This window comes from Siphonobacter sp. SORGH_AS_1065 (assembly GCF_030818595.1).
Lineage (GTDB): Bacteria > Bacteroidota > Bacteroidia > Cytophagales > Spirosomataceae > Siphonobacter.
Map to the genome: position 1 here is coordinate 346,759 of NZ_JAUTAM010000004.1, position 18,305 is coordinate 365,063.

Consider the following 18,305-nt stretch of genomic DNA (forward strand, 5'->3'; position numbering starts at 1 on the left):
TCACAAACTCAATTAATAACCTAATAAAAAAGCCGATTAACCTTCGGTTTAGACTATGGAAAATCGTCGAGAGTTTCTTAAGAAAGTATCATTGGCTGCTGCGGGCACGGCTTTGAGCGTGAATGCGATGTCTGCAGCCAGTTATCGTAAAATCCTCGGAGCTAACGACCGCGTTCGTGTGGGTTGTGTAGGATTCTCCGATCGTTTCCGGGCTTCACACGTCCCTCCGTTTAAAGCTTTGGCGAAGGAAATGAACTTCGAGATGGTGGGGGTTTCCGACATCTGGAAGCGTCGCCGGGAAGAAGGTAAAGCTTTCCTGGAAAAACAATTAGGCGGAACCATTAAAGATTATCGCAATAACGACGAACTCTACGATGCCAAAGCGGTTGATGCCGTGTTTATCAGCACAGCCGATTTCCAGCACGCCATCCACACGATTGATGCGGTAAAAGCGGGCTGCGATACCTATACCGAAAAACCACTGGCCGAAACCATGGAAGATGCCCGTGCGGTATTGAAAGCCGTAAAAGCCTCGGGTAAAATCGTTCAGATTGGTTCGCAACGTCGCAGTGGTGCGAATTATCACGCGGCGGAAGAATTCATCAAATCCGGTAAATTCGGTCCTATTACCATGGTTGAATTAATGTGGAACGTAAACCAGCCCGGTCGCTGGCGTCGCCCTGAGCTGGTAGCTCAGTGTAAGCAGGAAGATCTGGATTGGAACCGTTACTTACTCAACCGTCCAAAAGAAGCTTTTGATCCTCGTAAATACCTGGAGTACCGTCTATTCTGGCCTTATTCTTCGGGAATTCCCGGTCAGTGGATGAGTCACCAGATTGACACGGTGCACTGGTTTACCGGCCTGCCTCACCCCCGTTCAGCCGTAGCGAATGGAGGCATTTACCAGTGGAAAGACGGTCGTAAAAACGCTGATACCCTGACGGTAGTATTCGATTACGGCCCGCTAAACGACCCTACGACAGGTTTCCAGGTATCGTTTGCCAGCCGTTTCAGTAACTCGGCAGGAGGCACAAAAGAGATTTATTACTCCAACGGTGGAGAGCTGAACCTCGACACCAACATGATTTCACCTACGGGTGGGTTAACGGCTCGGGATGCAGCAGACATGAAAATGCAAGCCAATCTGCTGGCTTCTGCCAAACTGGAAGGACCTAAAGTAGAAACGGGGGCGAACACCGGCGGCGACGTACTGACGTTCAACCACATTAAAAACTGGATGGAATGCGTACGGAGTCGTAAAACGCCAAACGCTCCGATTGAAGCGGGTTACCAGCACTCCATTGCCACGATCATGTCCAACGCAGCGTACCGCACGGGCCTTCGGGTTACGTTCGACGAAAAAACGCAGGAAGTTATGGCGGGTAACAAAGTCTTTAAATATTAAAAGATTGGTTAATAATAGAAAAAGGCTCTGCAACGATGGTTGCAGAGCTTTTTTATGGTCCCCTTCTCTAAACGGCAGCGGCTGTAGTCATGGTCATGTACAGGTTAATGGCAAACTGACAGGAAATCAGTAACTCCAAAGGCGATTCCTGATTGGGCTCTACCTCCACCTGATATTCATACCTGAATGAGGTCCAGCTGAACCTGGGCATGAAAGCCAGCGTAACGATTCCCATTTCATTTTCAAGAATAAAATGATGGTTCATCAAACCCCGCCCTTTTAGCAGGAATATCTTTTCTTTTCCATCATAATCAATTCTAATAATAATCTGTCCTTTCCAGTTAAAGACGATATCTCCCTTATCAATCTCATTTATAAAAATATCAAACTTCGAAGCCCAGATATTTTTAGGTTTCAGAAACAGTTGTTTATCCGGCAATTCGGCTTTCCCATTACTCGAAAACCAGCCATCGTAACGAAACGTCGTTAGTAACTTTTCGTGTTCATTATAAATTTCAAATCCAGCGTTACTTGATTTAATCTGATAGGTTGTTTTCATAGCAGGTTACGTTTATTCATGGAAATTCTGCTCCCCTGCCCGAATGGCAATGGGCAGGTTGTTTTCCTTTGGAGGCACCGGACACGTGTATTCCGGCGAATACGCACAGAAAGGATTATAGGCTTTGTTAAAATCAATCGTAACCCGATTTCCGGTAATATCTCCCTCAGGGATATCCAGATAACGGCCACCGCCGTAGGTTTCTTTTCCCGCCGTTACATCTTTGAAGGGAATGAACAGCGTTCGGGCTTCGTTGCTTTCAAAGACCAGCAACGTGCAGGTTTTACCCTGTAACTCAAAGGTTGCCTTACCAAAAAGCGTATAGTTTTCGGTCTGGCCGCCCGTCATTTGTACGGCAAAGGTCTTCGTTTCATCCAGCTCTTCAATTTTTGCGAATACTTCATAACTCGAATCCGCCGGGAAGTAATTCAGGCCTTTGAAGTTGGCTTTGTCCTTAATCGGAGATTCGGCTGAAGTACGGTAATTCTCATCTTTTTCTGCCCGCTCCGCCCGCAGATCATCAGCATAGGAAGTCGTTTTACCCGTACTTAGGGAATACACTACAATACCGACAATCAGTACAGCAATGGCTACTAAAAGTAATTTTCGACTATTCATTATTGGTTTTGAGTTTGGGGTTTAGGATTTTGAGTTACTGCTCGAATTCTGATCATGACTCGTTAATTATCAGACAACAAACAACTAAAACCAAAAAACTATCGACAATTAACTATTTCCGGGTGCAAATTGCGATGCAATGGTGTTATCCTGCAAAAATCTACAACTTAACGGCAAAAGCCAATAAAATATGTTTACCGGAATTATCGAAGCCACGGGAGTGATTACAGAATTACACACGGAAGGTACTAATGTCACCTTCAGTATCGAGTCTCCGATTTCCCATGAGTTAAAAATTGACCAGAGCGTTTCGCACAATGGCGTTTGTCTAACCGTAATAGCCTTGGGTGATGGCGTGCATCAGGTAACGGCCATTGATGAGACCTTGAAGAAAAGTAACCTGGGGCATTTGCAAGTCGGGTCACTGGTTAATCTTGAACGTTGCATGCAGGCAAATGGTCGTTTTGATGGGCATATCGTGCAGGGCCATGTTGATCAAACCGCCATTTGTACGCAAATTCAGGACGAGAATGGAAGCTGGTTATTTGATTTTGAGTACGATGCCTCGGTTGGAAACATTACCGTAGAAAAGGGTTCGATCTGTATTAACGGCGTTAGTCTGACGGTTTTTAATTCGGAAGCCTCTTCTTTCCGGGTTGCCATTATCCCTTATACCTATACGCATACTACCTTTTCCCAATTAAAAGTGGGCGACTCGGTTAACCTTGAATTTGATATTGTTGGGAAATACGTAAAACGCCTGCTGGGGCAAGCCTGATTGAGCATCAGAGTGTTGCATTAATAATTAAATTTATTATTGTCATATTTCCATTTTTAAACCTGCGATTCATACATTAGCCCGTTCGTTGACATCAGAGGATTGATACGAAAGTCCATTTTAGACTTAATACGCTAGCTTTTTATGAATCGCAGAAATTTTCTCCATACCTCACTGGGACTTGGAGCTCTTTCACTGGCTGGTCTTGATGCTTTAGCCGCCACGCAAGCCAAATCAGTTGGCTTACAACTATATACTGTACGTGACGATATTCAGAAACAGGGTATCGAAAAAGTGTTGGAACAAGTCGCCAAACTGGGTTACAAGAAGGTTGAAAATTTCGGCTATAATCAGGGTAAATTCTTCGGCAAAACGCCCGCTGAGTATACTAAAATCCTGAAAGATAATGGCCTGACGGCTTTCAGTGGTCACTACATGACGGCACGTTCCCAAAAGTTTGGAGCGGGCGATGGTCTGACTAAAAACTGGGATAAGGCAGTAGACGATGCCGCTGCGATTGGTCAGAAATACGTGGTTTTAGCTTACTTGGTAGACGATGAACGTTCGGCAGAAGATTATAAAAACCTCTTTGGTATTCTCAATAAAAGCACCGAGACGGCCAAGAAAGCAGGCCTGATTATGGGTTACCATAACCATGATTTTGAGTTTACGCAAAAAATAGATGGTGAAAAACCCTACGATTTACTGCTGAAAAACACGCCTGTACAAATGGAAATGGATTTATATTGGGTAGCGAAGGCCGGAGAAAAACCATCCGAATACTTCGCCAAATATCCTGGTCGTTTCCCTTTATGGCACGTGAAAGACATGGCAAAAACGCCTCAGCAGGAATTCGCAGAAGTGGGTACGGGAAGCATTGACTTCGGTGCAATCTTCAAGGATGCCAAGAAAGCGGGTCTGAAACAGTACTTTGTAGAGCAGGACGTTTGCAAACGTCCACCGCTGGAATGTATCAAAACCAGTATCGATAATATTCAGAAGGCTAAATGGGGGTGATCCTAAGAAGCTTTTATTACTAAAAAACAGTCGGGTGTCACAAAGCATCCGACTGTTTTTTTTTACAGACTTATCGATCGTCTAAAATTTACAATCGCAAGGCAAGTAAGTTCCTTGGCTCCATTCAAATTTAACCCCGCTGTGGTTTGATAAGAAAGATTACCTATAGGCCAGTTTTTAATAGCTCTGGATGATAATCCGGGGAAAGCTGATGTAAACCTTAATAACCAATCGTTTGCTCAACTGTCATCTCGAACGTAGGGAGAGACCCTCTGTGGAATGGGCGGGTCTTGGGTTATTAATAATGCCTCATGACCCAATACGTTAGAAAAAGGTCATAAAAAAGTGTCCCCGGATTTCATCCGGGAACGCAACATGCAAGCCAATTACAAACCTTCCCGAGGCTAAGTAAGGTCCTTCGCTTCGCTCTGGATGACAGGTCAGGGTATAAGTAAGTAAACGCAATATCGTTTGTCCGCGACCATGTTGCGGATGCCTGAGAAAAGCTTTTGCGACGCTTGGCGTTATCAAACGCTTTTTTCGAGAATCTGCGTTTGTAACGCGGACTAACCCTGCAATTAACTCCTAAACTGTCTCAAACGCCGCGAGAGTCCTATTTCACGATCTTCCTACTTTTAAGATAGACTCTCAAGATCACTCCTCCTCTGTTTTATCTTTTTTCTCCCACATGGCCCGGAAAGTGGGGGCCATGTATAGCATTTCATCGACTTTGCTACGGGCGGCGTGAAAAAGATGATAGTTGTAACCGTGATCCATGATTTGATCGAGAACGTATTCCAATTGAATCATTTCCCGAATGTTCACCGAAAAATCACGGATGATGTACATACTGAAACCCCGATCTACTTCGTCGGCGAAATAAAAAGCCAGACAAAAGTCCTGATCAGCCAGAAAAGAAGTAACCTGACTTACAGAGAAATCCTGCATCATCTTTCCATTATCGACTAAGGCATCAATAATTTCTTCATCATCATTCGTGATATAAAAATTCGGCGTAAGGTTCCGGGAAATTTTCTCCAGAACGGGCCGTATGCTGGATGGATGTGCCATAGACGTACCGTTTTTCTTAAGAATGGGCTCCGCACAAAAAAACCTCGGAGATCGCTCCGAGGTTTAAATGACTGACTCGGGGAGTCAGAAAACGTTCAAAATTGTTATGCCAGTTCGGGTAAGGAATGGCGATATTTCACTTCAACGGCGTGCAGCTCGATCAATGGCTTCAGGAATTCTTCGAGCAGCGTGATGTCCAGTTGGCTAGCTGCGTCGCAAAGAGCCTCGCTGGGACAGGTATGAGCCTCTACGAATAAACCATCCACACCCGCAGCGACACCAGCCCGGGCTAATACGGGTAGATATTCCCGTGCACCCCCTTTAGAATCTTTAGAAGGGATACCATATTTACGAATGGCGTGCGTTACGTCGAACACTACGGGATAACCCGTACGGGCCATGTGATAGAAGCTACGAGGATCGACGATGAGGTCATTGTAACCAAATGAATAGCCGCGTTCCGTCAGAATGATCTGATCATTACCCGCATCTTCAATTTTCTTCACCGGGTGCTTCATGTTTTCAGGTGCCAGGAACTGACCGTGTTTTACGTTCACTACCCGACCTGTCTGAGCCGCTGCAACCGTTAGCGTGGTCTGCATACACAGATACGCTGGAATCTGGAGTACGTCTACCACGTCAGCCACGGGAGCCGCCTGATCGGGGTAATGAATATCCGTCAAGAGTGGGAAGCCGAACTGCTCCTTCACTTTCGCCAGAATTTTGATACCTGCGTCCAGACCGGGACCCGAGTAATAATCCAGGCTGGAACGGTTATCCTTCTGGAAAGACGATTTATAAATGATTTTGATGTTCAGGCGTTCCGAGATCTCTTTGAGTTTCTCGGCGACGGTCATCATGATTTTTTCGTCTTCAATAACGCAGGGACCCGAGATCAGAAACAACTCGTCTGATCCACATTCAATATCCCCGACGCGAACAATTTTTTGTGACATGATTTTCTTGCTAAAACGGAATCTTCATTAATGAAATCCAAAAGAAAATGGTTGATACTAAGCATCAGTTTTTTCTTTTGAACGGATATGAATAACGCGAGCCACTTTTCGGTTAAAACCATAAAATGCTTTTGCGTTATGGGTTATTCGAAAGTCTTTAGAAAGCTTCCGACTTAAAAACGAAATCAGTAGATTTTATAGCATTTTTGCAAACTCAAATGTCTTCCTTAGTAACGTAGGGATACTCTTATTTTATTTCTTCAAATATCTGACCCACCAGCTAACAAACCCACTACCAACTGCACAGAAAGACGAGTTCCTTTAATTAATAGCTTTCCTGCTAATACTTCTGCATTGATTCTTCGCAAAGTTAAGGAAAAGCCTTCAGGATTAAACTTTGTTCTGCAATCTCCACTACATAATCAACTTAAGGACGAACCATTACGCCTGTATTTTTTCTACTTCGCTCCTTCTCAATTCTACAAAATCGAAGGGATAAGCATGTTTTTCATCGGCTGAGTGACTTTCCCGGCTTACCTCTACCCACTCGCCAGCGTCTAATTTCGGAAAAAAGGCATCGCCATCTACAGCAATATGCACTTCCGTCAAGTGAATAACGTCAGTAGCAGGTAAGGCCTGAGCGTAGATTTCAGCCCCGCCAATTACATAGATATCAGTATCCTTTTCCATCGCTTCCTGCAAAGAAGTAACGACCAGACAGCCTTCCGCCTGATAGGCTGGATTTCGGGTAATGATTACATTGGTGCGATTCGGTAATGGTTTTCCAATGGACTCATAGGTTTTCCGTCCCATCACAATGGTATGACCCGAGGTAATTTTTTTAAACTGCTTCAGATCATCCGGCAGATGCCAAATCAACTGATTATCCTTACCAATAGCCCCATTTTCCGCTACAGCCACTACTAGATGTACCATATGTTGTTTTGAGTTTTGAGTTTTGAGTTTGGGGTTAACTAAGCTTTGCAACTCTAAACGTATGAACCCTAAACTCAAAACTCCATTAACATTCCGTCATGCTCAGAGCTAGTCCGGCTTCGGAGGTTTCTTTGTATTTCTGAGACATGTCCCGGCCCGTGGCCCGCATTACTTTCAGGACGCTGTCTAAGGATATTTTTTGATACGAAGCGTCGCTGGACAAGGCCAGTAAGTAAGCATTATAGGCCTTTACTGCTCCCATCGCATTTCGCTCAATACAGGGAATTTGCACGTAACCCCCAATGGGATCGCAGGTCATGCCCAAGTGATGTTCAATACCAATTTCAGCGGCAGCTTCCACCTGATTAATGCTTCCGCCAGCAGCGTATACCAGCATAGCCGCACCCATCGCCGAAGCCGAACCGATTTCACCCATACAGCCCATTTCAGCTCCTGAAATACTGGCATTATGTTTCACAAGAAAACCAACCGCCGCCGCCGCCAGCATCCCTTCCCGCATTTTCTGAGGAGAGTAATGAAAGTGATGTTTCATTAGATAGGTAAGTCCCGGAAAAACGCCCGAAGCTCCCGAGGTAGGAGCCGTCACGACGATACTACCGGCTGCATTTTCTTCTGAAGCCGCCAGACAATAAGCATTCAGAAACATCAGAAAACTGTCGGACGTTAAGGAGTGTTTTTTGGCTTGCTCGTAGACCGCTGGTGCTTTTCTTTTCAACTGAATTTTGCCGGGTAGGTTTCCCTTCGCCCGCAGGCCGCGTTTCACGGCCTTTTCCATCGCTTCCAGAATAAAGTCAAGCTTGCGGTTAATCTCCTTTTCACTCAAACCCGTTAAAGACTTTTCATTCTGAATCATCAGAGCTGCCAGCGTAAGTCCCGAGGTTTTTAACTGACTCTTCAGCTCGTCCATGTGTTCGTACGGAAAACGAGGCTGCGTACTGCGGGTACCTTCCATTGGCTGGCCTTTTCGCTGAATAAAGCCTCCACCTACCGAGTAGTATTCGTGTTCCAGCAAGACGTTATGTTCGCCATCCGTCAGCTTGAGAATCATGGTATTGGGATGCGGGAAATCGGTTTTACCCCGATGGTAGATAAAATCCTTTTCTCCCGTCCATATGCCTCCTACGGGTAACTCATAGGTTTGCTCGGGCAATTTCATTAGATCCAGCAAAGCCTTCGGATCAACCGTGTCGGGTAACCATCCCAGTAGGCCGCCTAAAATGGCCTTATCCGTTCCGTGCCCCTTACCCGTGGCCGATAGTGAGCCATACAAGTGAATCTCGACGTGCTGGCCCGGCTGCGGGTGATTTTTGATCTCCTGCAAAAAATCATAAGCGGCCTTCATGGGCCCGATGGTGTGAGAACTGGAGGGACCCGGTCCTACTTTAAATAGGTCAAAAACAGAGGTGGTGATCATGGCTGTTCGCCGCTCATTTATAGATGCTGATGAAGAAAATTACTAACTCTCAATTAAATAGTTACCTGTTTCTAAAAACAAATAAAATTAACCTGCTTTTTTCAGAAAAGGGTGCTATCCTACCTCGTTAACACTCAGACCAGCCTCTAAAGTTTCCCCTGCATACCTCGCAGGAACTCTTCGATACCCATTCGTTTTTTGCCTTCCAGTTGTAACTCATCAATGGCTAACCAACCCTCCTTCGTTTTAAACTGCACATAGGTTTTGTGATCGGTACGGTACGTTCCCGGTTCGGCAATTTCGTTTACTTCCGCAACCGAAGCCCGGTAAATTTTGCAGGTTTTTCCGAGTAAAGTCGTCCAGGCGGCGGGGTAAGGCGATAATCCCCGAATGTGGTTACGTACTTGTTCAGATGGCTTGTTCCATTGAATTTCACAGGTTTCCCGGAAAATCTTGGGAGCCATTTTGATTTCTTCTGTCTCCGACTGCGGAATTTGAGGATACTCGCCTGATTCAATAGCCCGCACGGTCTTTAACACCAGCGTTCCGCCCAAATTCATTAAACGTTCATACACTTCACCGACGGTATCATTGTACGAAATCGGCTCTTTTTCCTGAAAAATCAGTGGACCGGTATCAATCTCGTGTTGCAGAAAAAACGTGGTTACTCCTGTTTCCGTTTCACCATTCATAATGGCCCAGTTAATTGGAGCAGCTCCCCGGTACTGTGGTAATAAAGAAGCGTGTAAATTGAACGTTCCCAGCCGTGGCATATTCCAGACCACTTCCGGCAACATCCGAAAAGCAACAATTACCTGTAAGTCAGCCTGGTAACTTTTCAGTTCTTCCAGAAATTCAGGATTTTTCAGTTTTTCAGGCTGCAATACTGGGATTCCAGCAGAAACCGCATATTGCTTTACGGGCGACTGCTGAAGCTGTTGTCCGCGTCCAGCGGGTTTGTCGGGAGCCGTTACTACGGCTACGACATTGCACTGATTTTCGACTAAAACCCGTAGGCTTTCTACCGCAAATTCAGGCGTTCCTAAAAATATAATTCGCATAAGTTTCTTTACTTGTTCTAAAGATAAGTCAACGAAAGGCATGCTACCCTGTTGTTACCATGCACAAATGCAAACTTAAATACTTTCTGACGTTAAGACTCATCGAGTTACCCTTTCTGCCGGGAAAAGACTTTCATTTTTGCTTGCTTTTGCTGTAGAATGTGCTAACTTTGTTCAACCAATCTCTACGGAATCTGTAGGGAAGGAACTTTTCGGCGAGAAGATTGATTCTGCACTCATAAAATTGTTTTGAGTAACCAGAGCGGTCTTGTCACCGTTCTTTTTTTTTGTCATTACGTTAGAAGTACCGAAGCACAGGAACACTGAAAAACAGGCTGTTACCATCACAGCTACCTGTTTTTTTTCCTGTGCTTCCGCTTTCTAATTTCATCTGTGGCTGAGGATGATAAGGCCATTACTAAAGTCAAACCTATAAATTTAGATTACTGGATATGGGAAATATAGCCTATTATACCGAGGAAGGGCTGAATAAGCTAAAAGCAGAATTACACGAACTGAAAACAAAAGGTCGGTCACATATTGCCCACCAAATTGCCGAAGCTCGCGATAAAGGAGATTTATCAGAGAATGCTGAATACGATGCAGCCAAAGAAGCTCAAGGTCTGCACGAATTGAAAATTTCTAAACTGGAACAATTACTGGCTAACGCCCGAATTCTGGACGAGTCCATTATTGATAGCTCTAAAGTGGCCATCATGTCAACCGTGAAGATTAAAAACAAGCGGAACAATATGGTTGCTACCTACACATTAGTTGCCGAAACGGAAGCTGACGTAAAAACGGGTAAAATCTCCGTTCAGTCACCCATTGGTAAAGGTTTGTTAGGAAAACAGGTAGGCGAATTCGCTGAGATTCTTTTACCTAATGGTAAAGCTGAATTTGAAGTATTAGAAATCACTCGTTAATCCTAACGATTTGAAATACGCACGAGGCCCGACATTACGTTGGGCCTCGTTTTTTGTGTCCCTACTATTTTTCTGAACTTCTTCTCCTTACTTTTGAGATCATGTGATGCTCTGTCACGTAAAACATTTTAGCTATGGCTTCTATCTTCACCCGTATTATTCAGGGAGAAATCCCCGCTCATAAAGTCTACGAAGACGATCAATTTATAGCTTTTCTGGACGTTTTTCCTCTGGTTCCGGGCCATACACTGGTCGTTCCGAAAAAAGAAGTTGATTATATTTTTGACCTTGACGACGACACGCTGGCGGGCTTGATGCTGGTAGCCAAGAAAATTGCTCCGGCCATCAAAAAGGCTTGCCCCTGTTTGCGTTTGGGCGTCACCGTGATCGGACTGGAAGTTCCGCATACGCACGTCCACCTCGTGCCTATGCAGTCCATGCGGGATATGAATTTTGCTAACCCTAAACTTCAGCTTCCTGCGGAGGAAATGGCAGCCATTGCAGAGCGGATCAAGGCTAATCTGGAATAATATGCAGTATCATATTCAAGCCTATGACTTTACCGACGAGCAGGCTCCCGAACGACGTTTACAGGCCCGTCCCGCTCATTTAGACCGGATGCGGGAGTTAAAAGCGAGCGGAAATTTTCTATTCGGAGGAGCTTTATTATCGGAAGCGGGTCAAATGATCGGTTCCGTTGTTATCATGAATTTCCCCGAAGAATTTCAACTCATGAAATGGCTCGAAACTGAACCTTATTTAACACAAAACGTATGGGATCGCGTTGAAATCAAACCCTTTAGGGAAGCCATTCTATAATTGTTTTTTACTTGGATATGCGATTTATTACTTATAAAACGTTACTCATTCTGAGTAGGCATTAAACCCATTAAATCGGCTCTTAACCAAGCAGATGCTTAAAATTGCTGATTAACCTCTACGCATGAAGGGTATAAATGACCTTTATTACTCTATGCTATATATAGCGAACTTAAGTCCATTGTTTTTACTTTTTATAACCTATTTATGAACAGACGCTCCATGCTGAAGAAAACGGCTTCAGCAGCTACCGTGGCAACACTTCCCACGATCGGATCGGCGTTGGATGCTTCGGCTTCCGCTCCTCTTAAGTTAAAAGGTAATATCAAGCATTCAGTTTCCCGCTGGTGTTTCGGCTCCATTCCTCTGGATGAGTTTGCTCAGGCCTGCAAAAACATTGGCATCGAATCTATTGAATTGACCGGCCCCAGCGAGTGGCCTACGTTAGCTAAATATGGCTTAACTTCTGCTCTGGGTCAGGCTGATAGATGGCCTGACGGTACAGGTTTGACCAGTTTCTTTAATAATCCCAGAAATCACGATAAACTCGTTGCTTTATACGAAGAGCTTATCCCTCAGGCAAAAGCGGCGGGCGTTACCAACCTGATCTGTTTTTCAGGAAACCGTAACGGACTTGATGATTATCAGGGCATTCTGAATTGCCAGAAAGTATTAAAGCGTATCATGCCCACAGCCGAGAAAAACGGGGTGACGCTTACCATGGAGTTATTAAGTTCCCGCCATTCGCACCCCGATTATCAGTGCGATACGGTACAATGGGGAGCCGCACTTTGCGAAGCCGTTGGTTCAGAACGATTTAAGCTTCTTTATGACATTTTCCATATGCAGTCTATGCATGGAGATCATATTCGTAATGCTCAACGTTATGGCCAGTACATCAGTCATTACCACACGGGTGGAATGCCTAACCGGACAGAGATTGATGATCGTCAGGAAATCTATTATCCTGCCATTGTCAAGGCAATTGTAGCAACGGGGTATAAGGGTTACATCGGTCAGGAATTTGTGCCTACGCCGAAGGATAAAGAAGGAATGCTAGCATCCTTAAAGCAGGGGGTTTTAATCTGCGACGTCTAATAAATAGTTTGCTTATTACTACCTACAAAAGAGGAGCGGTAAGGCTCCTCTTTTTTGTTGGAAGGCGAAGTTGCTAGCCTTAACTAACAGCCTATTTCATTCGTGGTGGGAGACTCCATCTCGTTCTATCTAACCCACTTCCGATCTGTCATCCAGAGCGAAGCGAAGGATCTTATTGGCTTTACCAGATTACTTGGCTTCTGGGAAACTTTACTAACCTTACCCCTTTCCCTTCTACAGAAGTTCTCTCACTTCGTTCGAGATGACAGTTGGCAGAATGAGTCTGCCATTCAGAGCGAAACTCCCGCAGTCGCTCGGCTCTAGCCGAGTGACCACCTAGCTCTAGGCCTCTGGCCGGTAGACTGCGAACCAGTAGCGGGTTAGAGAACAACCTTCCCCAATGAAACCATACTTGCAACCATCGGCCAGAGGCCTATCAGACTACAGCGTCACTCGGCTAGAGCCGAGCGACTGCATGAGAGCCTAGCCTAGCGAAGCCGTCATGGCTGAAATTTCTTCCGCCCTTTTCGCCTTATCACTCCTCGTTTTCTTTAAACGCTTACTCAGGTAGGTTCCATTTATTTTTCGGGTACCTACCTGAATTATCTGATTGTTTTTACCGGGAAAGCGTCATTTTGTACAGTTTAGTCAGCTTCTGAATAATCTTTGGTTTTCATTTAACCTCTTACCTAAACCAATTACCTGGGTTTTTATACACTTGATCGAATTTAAATCAATGGCTATGCAGTACCCCCCATCTTTGAGGGGTCGAAAGGCAAAAAATGCCAGAGCATTCTTTTCATGTGCCAATGCTGACTTTGCTCTAAATAATCCTATTGCTCCACATCAATATGAAACTATTTCCCTCTGATTTCCGCCTGGTGACTACTGCCTTTCTGAGCAGACTCAACTCAATCAGCCTTTGGGTTTCTACTATTCCTCAGCGTTTGATTACAAGCCAGAGCGATTATTATTTCAATGAATTTTCCGGGCAGTCCATCGTTAGCCTAGCTCCTATCAGCTACCGAAACGAAGCTATTGCCCATCCTTACTATAAGTAACGCCAATAGTAAAAAATTGCCTTCGGGTCCCCCTTTATCCCAACCTTTAGAAGTTGGTTTTTTAGTTCCCTTTTTCAAAAATCACTGGCTCATTTAAACCATACGTTGGTCTATTCATCTCCCACATACTCATACATTTAGTAAAAGCAGTTTCATAATAATAGAGCAGATTACTTAAAAAGGAGAGGACTTTCCTCTTCTTTTTTTTGCTTTCAGTCCAAGCTGACTTTGATCTCCTGCCATTTTTTAGAAGCAACTATCTCTACAAAGCCATAAAGCTCCACGACGGTGGAGCTTTATGGCTTTACTAACATAAAAACATCTTCTTATAACTCAGCTAGTACCTGTTGAATATCTTCCCAGCTTTTCATTTTCGATTTACGCTCTTTCGCAATTTCTTCAATTCGCTCGGCCTGCTCAGGTAACGCTTCCAAAATTGACTTTTTATCCTTCTTAATCCGAACAATACTCTGATCGGGTTTTACGAGGTAATACATGGTGTTGAAATCAAATTTTTTCTGCCTGGTGGCTGAGTTAAAACTGGTTACGTCCAATAAACTAGCTTTCGTATACTTTAAAAGTTTTACCTGACGATCTACCAGAACTTCATAAAAACTTTTCGGCGATTGCTGATCGATGGCCGCGAAACCTTTCCGATACTTGGCTCCTGTGATGGTATCTCCTAATACAAAAGCCTTTACCTCAAACCTAGGTTGAAAGGTTTTCTCCTGCTCCTGGTATTCCGGTCGGTCGTTATAGGCATTGTAATTCAGTTTTTGCACCATATAGCGTTTTCCATCGGCAGCTAATAGGATTCCTTTGCTCCAATCCGAAGAAACATAGGGTTGGTTTTCATATTCCGTGTAAGTGCCTACCGCAATCTGATTGCTGCCTTCAATCTGGTTTGTCCCAAACTGATTCGTATTTACCTGGGCCGAGAGCGTCCCAGTGATCAGACAGGAAAAGATTAGAGCGTATTTTTTCATGATGCTTTGTATCTAGGGCTAAAATCAGCCGTGTGTTTCCAAAACTTTCCTAATGACCACCATGTAACTAGATTTCTTTCGGCTGCTCCCGCAAGATTAGTTCCTGCACCTGCGTTCGGAATTGATTGCCTCGGTCTTCGTAGTTTTTGAACAGATCGAAACTTGCACAGGCTGGAGAAAGTAATACTATATTCCCGCTTATTCCGTATTCAAAACCCCATTGAACAGCCTGAGCAACGTCTTGGGTTTCCAGAATGAGCGGAACTTTACCTGCAAAAAAACTTTTGAGCTTCTCATTATCCGTACCCAAGCAAATCATAACTCTGACTTTTTCTTCCACCAGTTTCTCAATCTGGGTGTAATCATTGCCCTTATCTACGCCGCCAATGATTAGAATCAGTGGATCCGTATAACTGCCCAGAGCAAAGAAAACAGAATCAACATTCGTGGCTTTCGAATCGTTTACAAAACGGATGCCATTAATTTCTCCCACGGGTTCCAGTCGATGCGGGGCATTTTTGAAGGACAATAACCCTTCTTTCAATTTTTCGGGGGAAACGCCTACGGACAATGCTGCGAGAATCGCACTGGTTGCATTCAGAGCATTGTGGGTTCCGGCGATGGGTAACTCATCCAGCGAAATTTCGAAAGAACCGTTTGGTGTTTGAGCCTGAATTTTCTGATTACGAATAGAGCCCCCTTTCTCCAACACAACCTCCGTAGAAATGGGTAAGGTTTGGGGAACGATGGTTCGTTTGCTTAACTCCTGGTGAATGGCTTCACTTTCCTGCCAGTAAATGAAGGTTCCGGTAGCATCCATATTCTGAAGAATACGGAATTTGGAATCAATGTAATTCTGGAAATTGTAGCCGTAACGATCGAGGTGGTCAGGTGTAATGTTAGTTAATAAGGCAATGTCTGCTTTAAAATCAAACATGGAATCCAGCATAAAGCTACTGATTTCCAGAACGTAATAGTCGTATGCATCTGCAATAACCTGTTTCGCAAAGCTATCCCCAATATTACCGGCCAAACCTACATTCAGGCCTGCCGTTTTCAGTAAATGGTAGGTGAGTAAGGTGGTCGTCGTTTTTCCATTCGAACCCGTAATGGCAATTAATTTAGCTTTGGTATAGCGAGCGGCAAATTCGATTTCCCCAATCACCGGAATTCCTTTTTCCCGAAGAGCTTTAATCAAAGGCACCTGATCGGGAATACCCGGACTTTTAATGACTTCATCCGCCTCAAAAATCCGGGATTCCGTATGCTGTTTTTCTTCAAACTCGATCTTGTTATCCACCAACTGTTGACGGTATTTTTCACCAAGTTCGCTTTTATCCGAAAGGAATACTTCAAATCCTTTAGCCTGAGCCAGCAAGGCCGCTCCTACGCCGCTTTCGCCCCCACCCAACACCACTATCTTTTGTGCCATGTCTAGAGTTACATCTGTTTGGGGCGAATTTAAGGGCTATACCCCTTATTTCAGCTATTTCAATCGCTGATTCTGTTCGCGTAAGGCATCCCGAATTTCAGTCAGCAGGATTTCTTCTTTGCTGGGCGTGGGTGGCTCTGCTTTGGCTTCGGCCTCCTGTTTCTTCACCAGCTTCTGCACAAGCGAACTCAACACAAAAACGATGAACGCCAGAATAAAGAAGTTAATGACCACGGTTACGAAGTTACCCCAGGCAAAAACAGGGCCAATGTTGCGGGCGTCGGCTAAGGCTAGTCCTTTCGGAACTTTACTTGAAAGGGGTACATACAGATTGCTGAAATCCACGTCGCCTGGAATGCTAACCAGGGGCATGATCAGGTCTTTCACCACTGAATCTACGATTTTACCAAAGGCAGCACCAATAATGACCCCAACTGCCAAATCAATGACATTTCCACGTTTGATGAACGAGAAAAAGCTCTTAATCATACGAATTCAAATCATTTAGAATATAAAAACCGCGAAACAACAAAAAACAATTGGGCCAGCCTAAATGAAAACAAAAAAGGGTTTGACTTTTCAGCCAAACCCTTCAAAACTCTTATAAACTATTATGCTTTTTCGTCGGCTCTTTTAGCTGTTAATCCAGAATGATTGGCTGCTTTTACGACCAGAAATAATACCCATGCAATAATTAAAAACTCTATAACTACCTGAAAGAATGCTCCATAAGTAATGGCAACTTCGGGTTGTTTAGTGGCTTCGTCGGCAGCCTTTAGTACCCATTTTGCATCCTTAAAGTCCACACCAGCCAGTAATAAGCCAATGGGAGGCATGATAATATTGTTGACCAAAGCCGTTGTAATTTTTCCAAAAGCGGCACCAATTACAACACCAATTGCCAAGTCAAGGACATTACCCTGAGCGATAAACTGTCTGAATTCTTTTAGCATGTCAAAAGGGTTTTGGATATGAAACAAAATAATATACTTAATAAATGGTAAGTTATTTGAATGTATACAAAAATCCTAAACCCATCGACTGAGCATATTGAATTTTCATCACCTGATCCTGATCGTAAAGAGCAATAAGGTCGAAATTAAAATTCAGATAACGGTTAATTTTTGCCGTTAATTTGGCATCAATACGGTTATCAATAGCCGCTAAGTCTCTGAAACTGGCAAACGCCTGGTAACGAAATTTCAGGTTAACGTTTTTGGCAATATCGCGATCAAAGTTGGCTACTAACTGCATAATCGCTACTTCCGTTAACGCTCTTTTACCTTTAGCAATCCCATAATTCAGAAATTCGTAAGGTTTGTTTCCCGCTTCTAATTCGGAAGCATTCCGGGCATCAATAGCCTTATATAAATTCTTATTACCCAGAATAGTGTGACGAACTGCACCTGGATAGAAACTCATAGTAAAGAACGTTTCTGGACGCCATTCAAAACCAATCCCTTCTGTGATGTATATCGGAGTGAATAATCCAGAAATCAAAGGAGACGTTTGATTGCTGTATCGATAATTATAATCAAAACCATTGGCAAACTGCGTCAGAACGTTAAGGCTACCAATAAAAGACCATTGCGTATCAGCTTTAGCTCCTAATTTTCTGCCGTATTTCGAATCAAAAAATAAACGGTCAATACTTTTACGAAATTCCTGTCCTTTAATTTTCTGAAAACCAAACTGACTTTGAAAGTCATTAACCCAACTGTCGCGGTCCTTACGGTATTCGCCTTTGGCATTAAAGAAAGATCCTAAACCCAGGTTATTAACACCCCCGCCCTGCCAGTTATCACTGAATGAGCCCTGATTAAAATTCAGACCAAACTCTTTTTTGGTCTTCCAATAAGTGGTGTCTTTAATGGCAGGCGTTGCTGAAGGTGTGGTTTGAGCGAATGAAACAACAGAGAAAAATAAAAAGGGTAAAAAGGAAAGAAGTAGTCTTTTAGATACCATATAAGTCGTCGGATAGAATGATAGGCAAAATTACTTATAATACTATGAAAGCACAATCCATAGGTTAATAAATTACCCTTAGGCCTAAAATAAGCGAAGTTGAGTACAGCTTTGACGATGCATGCCAATAAAAAATGGAAGTAACGTACAGGTATCGTACATTACTTCCATTTATATCAAAA

At 43.9% G+C, this 18,305-nt stretch carries 21 protein-coding genes; 8 read left to right on the forward strand and 13 right to left on the reverse strand.

Annotated elements, in window-relative coordinates:
* The first annotated feature begins 55 nt into the window (after positions 1-55).
* The gene (locus QE390_RS02190) at positions 56-1,405 is read left to right on the forward strand and encodes a Gfo/Idh/MocA family protein (protein ID WP_106635299.1); all 1,350 of its coding nucleotides are present in this window, start codon (positions 56-58) and stop codon (positions 1,403-1,405) included.
* 67 nt (positions 1,406-1,472) lie between these two features.
* Here QE390_RS02190 and QE390_RS02195 read toward each other — a convergent pair whose 3' ends face one another.
* Both QE390_RS02195 and QE390_RS02200 read right to left on the reverse strand, forming a co-directional pair.
* Positions 1,473-1,964, reverse strand: a complete 492-nt coding sequence (locus QE390_RS02195) for a hypothetical protein (protein WP_307140924.1) — start codon at positions 1,962-1,964, stop codon at positions 1,473-1,475.
* 12 nt (positions 1,965-1,976) lie between these two features.
* Positions 1,977-2,582, reverse strand: coding sequence for a DUF1684 domain-containing protein (locus QE390_RS02200; RefSeq protein ID WP_106635297.1), 606 nt, complete (start codon positions 2,580-2,582; stop codon positions 1,977-1,979).
* A 190-nt stretch (positions 2,583-2,772) separates the two neighbouring features.
* On the opposite strand from QE390_RS02200, the gene QE390_RS02205 reads away from it, so the two are divergent.
* Both QE390_RS02205 and QE390_RS02210 read left to right on the forward strand, forming a co-directional pair.
* Positions 2,773-3,360, forward strand: a complete 588-nt coding sequence (locus QE390_RS02205) for a riboflavin synthase (RefSeq protein WP_307140925.1) — start codon at positions 2,773-2,775, stop codon at positions 3,358-3,360.
* 144 nt (positions 3,361-3,504) lie between these two features.
* On the forward strand, positions 3,505-4,377 hold the full coding sequence (locus tag QE390_RS02210) for a sugar phosphate isomerase/epimerase (protein ID WP_106635295.1): 873 nt from the start codon (positions 3,505-3,507) through the stop codon (positions 4,375-4,377).
* A gap of 654 nt (positions 4,378-5,031) precedes the next feature.
* Here QE390_RS02210 and QE390_RS02215 read toward each other — a convergent pair.
* The 6 genes from QE390_RS02215 to fmt all read right to left on the reverse strand — a co-directional run bounded on the left by QE390_RS02215 (position 5,032) and on the right by fmt (position 9,836).
* A complete protein-coding gene (locus QE390_RS02215) occupies positions 5,032-5,448 on the reverse strand; it encodes a hypothetical protein (RefSeq protein WP_106635294.1) in 417 nt (138 codons plus the stop codon).
* Positions 5,449-5,552: 104 nt separating this feature from the next.
* Positions 5,553-6,404 (reverse strand): 3-deoxy-8-phosphooctulonate synthase, encoded by an 852-nt coding sequence (gene kdsA, locus QE390_RS02220; RefSeq protein WP_106635293.1) that lies wholly within the window; start codon positions 6,402-6,404, stop codon positions 5,553-5,555.
* Positions 6,405-6,664: 260 nt separating this feature from the next.
* Positions 6,665-6,772: a DUF433 domain-containing protein gene (locus QE390_RS24735; RefSeq protein WP_373424523.1), complete on the reverse strand. Its 108-nt coding sequence runs from the start codon at positions 6,770-6,772 to the stop codon at positions 6,665-6,667.
* A gap of 73 nt (positions 6,773-6,845) precedes the next feature.
* Positions 6,846-7,340, reverse strand: coding sequence for a dihydrofolate reductase (locus tag QE390_RS02225; protein WP_307140926.1), 495 nt, complete (start codon positions 7,338-7,340; stop codon positions 6,846-6,848).
* Positions 7,341-7,425: 85 nt separating this feature from the next.
* The gene (locus tag QE390_RS02230; protein ID WP_307140927.1) at positions 7,426-8,775 is read right to left on the reverse strand and encodes an L-serine ammonia-lyase; all 1,350 of its coding nucleotides are present in this window, start codon (positions 8,773-8,775) and stop codon (positions 7,426-7,428) included.
* Positions 8,776-8,921: 146 nt separating this feature from the next.
* Positions 8,922-9,836, reverse strand: coding sequence for a methionyl-tRNA formyltransferase (gene fmt, locus QE390_RS02235; RefSeq protein WP_307140928.1), 915 nt, complete (start codon positions 9,834-9,836; stop codon positions 8,922-8,924).
* A 452-nt stretch (positions 9,837-10,288) separates the two neighbouring features.
* Here fmt and greA point away from each other — a divergent pair, with 452 nt between their 5' ends.
* The 5 genes from greA to QE390_RS02260 all read left to right on the forward strand — a co-directional run bounded on the left by greA (position 10,289) and on the right by QE390_RS02260 (position 13,740).
* On the forward strand, positions 10,289-10,762 hold the full coding sequence (gene greA, locus QE390_RS02240) for a transcription elongation factor GreA (protein ID WP_106635288.1): 474 nt from the start codon (positions 10,289-10,291) through the stop codon (positions 10,760-10,762).
* Positions 10,763-10,896: 134 nt separating this feature from the next.
* Entirely contained in the window at positions 10,897-11,292 is a 396-nt protein-coding gene (locus tag QE390_RS02245; protein WP_106635287.1) for an HIT family protein, read from the forward strand.
* A gap of 1 nt (position 11,293) precedes the next feature.
* Complete coding sequence (locus QE390_RS02250) at positions 11,294-11,581, forward strand: YciI family protein (protein ID WP_106635286.1); 288 nt, start codon at positions 11,294-11,296, stop codon at positions 11,579-11,581.
* A 207-nt stretch (positions 11,582-11,788) separates the two neighbouring features.
* Positions 11,789-12,679 carry a hydroxypyruvate isomerase family protein gene (locus tag QE390_RS02255; RefSeq protein ID WP_307140929.1) on the forward strand — a complete coding sequence of 297 codons (891 nt, stop codon included), beginning with the start codon at positions 11,789-11,791 and terminating at the stop codon, positions 12,677-12,679.
* Positions 12,680-13,530: 851 nt separating this feature from the next.
* A complete protein-coding gene (locus QE390_RS02260; protein WP_307140930.1) occupies positions 13,531-13,740 on the forward strand; it encodes a hypothetical protein in 210 nt (69 codons plus the stop codon).
* 326 nt (positions 13,741-14,066) lie between these two features.
* Here the strand turns inward: QE390_RS02260 and QE390_RS02265 are convergent, their stop codons facing one another.
* The 5 genes from QE390_RS02265 to QE390_RS02285 all read right to left on the reverse strand — a co-directional run bounded on the left by QE390_RS02265 (position 14,067) and on the right by QE390_RS02285 (position 18,123).
* Positions 14,067-14,726 carry a hypothetical protein gene (locus QE390_RS02265; RefSeq protein ID WP_307140931.1) on the reverse strand — a complete coding sequence of 220 codons (660 nt, stop codon included), beginning with the start codon at positions 14,724-14,726 and terminating at the stop codon, positions 14,067-14,069.
* Between the two features lie 67 nt (positions 14,727-14,793).
* Positions 14,794-16,158: a UDP-N-acetylmuramoyl-L-alanine--D-glutamate ligase gene (murD, locus tag QE390_RS02270; RefSeq protein ID WP_307140932.1), complete on the reverse strand. Its 1,365-nt coding sequence runs from the start codon at positions 16,156-16,158 to the stop codon at positions 14,794-14,796.
* 54 nt (positions 16,159-16,212) lie between these two features.
* Positions 16,213-16,653 (reverse strand): large conductance mechanosensitive channel protein MscL, encoded by a 441-nt coding sequence (gene mscL / locus QE390_RS02275; RefSeq protein ID WP_307143528.1) that lies wholly within the window; start codon positions 16,651-16,653, stop codon positions 16,213-16,215.
* Positions 16,654-16,769: 116 nt separating this feature from the next.
* Entirely contained in the window at positions 16,770-17,111 is a 342-nt protein-coding gene (gene mscL, locus QE390_RS02280; RefSeq protein ID WP_106635280.1) for a large conductance mechanosensitive channel protein MscL, read from the reverse strand.
* 52 nt (positions 17,112-17,163) lie between these two features.
* Positions 17,164-18,123 (reverse strand): DUF3078 domain-containing protein, encoded by a 960-nt coding sequence (locus tag QE390_RS02285; protein WP_307140933.1) that lies wholly within the window; start codon positions 18,121-18,123, stop codon positions 17,164-17,166.
* Positions 18,124-18,305: the final 182 nt, after the last annotated feature.

Coding starts and splice junctions, on each gene's coding strand:
- QE390_RS02190 (WP_106635299.1), top strand. CDS start 56: ATGGAAAATCGTCGAGAGTTTCTTAAGAAAGTATCATTGGCTGCTGCG.
- QE390_RS02195 (WP_307140924.1), bottom strand. CDS start 1,964: ATGAAAACAACCTATCAGATTAAATCAAGTAACGCTGGATTTGAAATT.
- QE390_RS02200 (WP_106635297.1), bottom strand. CDS start 2,582: ATGAATAGTCGAAAATTACTTTTAGTAGCCATTGCTGTACTGATTGTC.
- QE390_RS02205 (WP_307140925.1), top strand. CDS start 2,773: ATGTTTACCGGAATTATCGAAGCCACGGGAGTGATTACAGAATTACAC.
- QE390_RS02210 (WP_106635295.1), top strand. CDS start 3,505: ATGAATCGCAGAAATTTTCTCCATACCTCACTGGGACTTGGAGCTCTT.
- QE390_RS02215 (WP_106635294.1), bottom strand. CDS start 5,448: ATGGCACATCCATCCAGCATACGGCCCGTTCTGGAGAAAATTTCCCGG.
- kdsA (WP_106635293.1), bottom strand. CDS start 6,404: ATGTCACAAAAAATTGTTCGCGTCGGGGATATTGAATGTGGATCAGAC.
- QE390_RS02225 (WP_307140926.1), bottom strand. CDS start 7,340: ATGGTACATCTAGTAGTGGCTGTAGCGGAAAATGGGGCTATTGGTAAG.
- QE390_RS02230 (WP_307140927.1), bottom strand. CDS start 8,775: ATGATCACCACCTCTGTTTTTGACCTATTTAAAGTAGGACCGGGTCCC.
- fmt (WP_307140928.1), bottom strand. CDS start 9,836: ATGCGAATTATATTTTTAGGAACGCCTGAATTTGCGGTAGAAAGCCTA.
- greA (WP_106635288.1), top strand. CDS start 10,289: ATGGGAAATATAGCCTATTATACCGAGGAAGGGCTGAATAAGCTAAAA.
- QE390_RS02245 (WP_106635287.1), top strand. CDS start 10,897: ATGGCTTCTATCTTCACCCGTATTATTCAGGGAGAAATCCCCGCTCAT.
- QE390_RS02250 (WP_106635286.1), top strand. CDS start 11,294: ATGCAGTATCATATTCAAGCCTATGACTTTACCGACGAGCAGGCTCCC.
- QE390_RS02255 (WP_307140929.1), top strand. CDS start 11,789: ATGAACAGACGCTCCATGCTGAAGAAAACGGCTTCAGCAGCTACCGTG.
- QE390_RS02260 (WP_307140930.1), top strand. CDS start 13,531: ATGAAACTATTTCCCTCTGATTTCCGCCTGGTGACTACTGCCTTTCTG.
- QE390_RS02265 (WP_307140931.1), bottom strand. CDS start 14,726: ATGAAAAAATACGCTCTAATCTTTTCCTGTCTGATCACTGGGACGCTC.
- murD (WP_307140932.1), bottom strand. CDS start 16,158: ATGGCACAAAAGATAGTGGTGTTGGGTGGGGGCGAAAGCGGCGTAGGA.
- mscL (WP_106635280.1), bottom strand. CDS start 17,111: ATGCTAAAAGAATTCAGACAGTTTATCGCTCAGGGTAATGTCCTTGAC.
- QE390_RS02285 (WP_307140933.1), bottom strand. CDS start 18,123: ATGGTATCTAAAAGACTACTTCTTTCCTTTTTACCCTTTTTATTTTTC.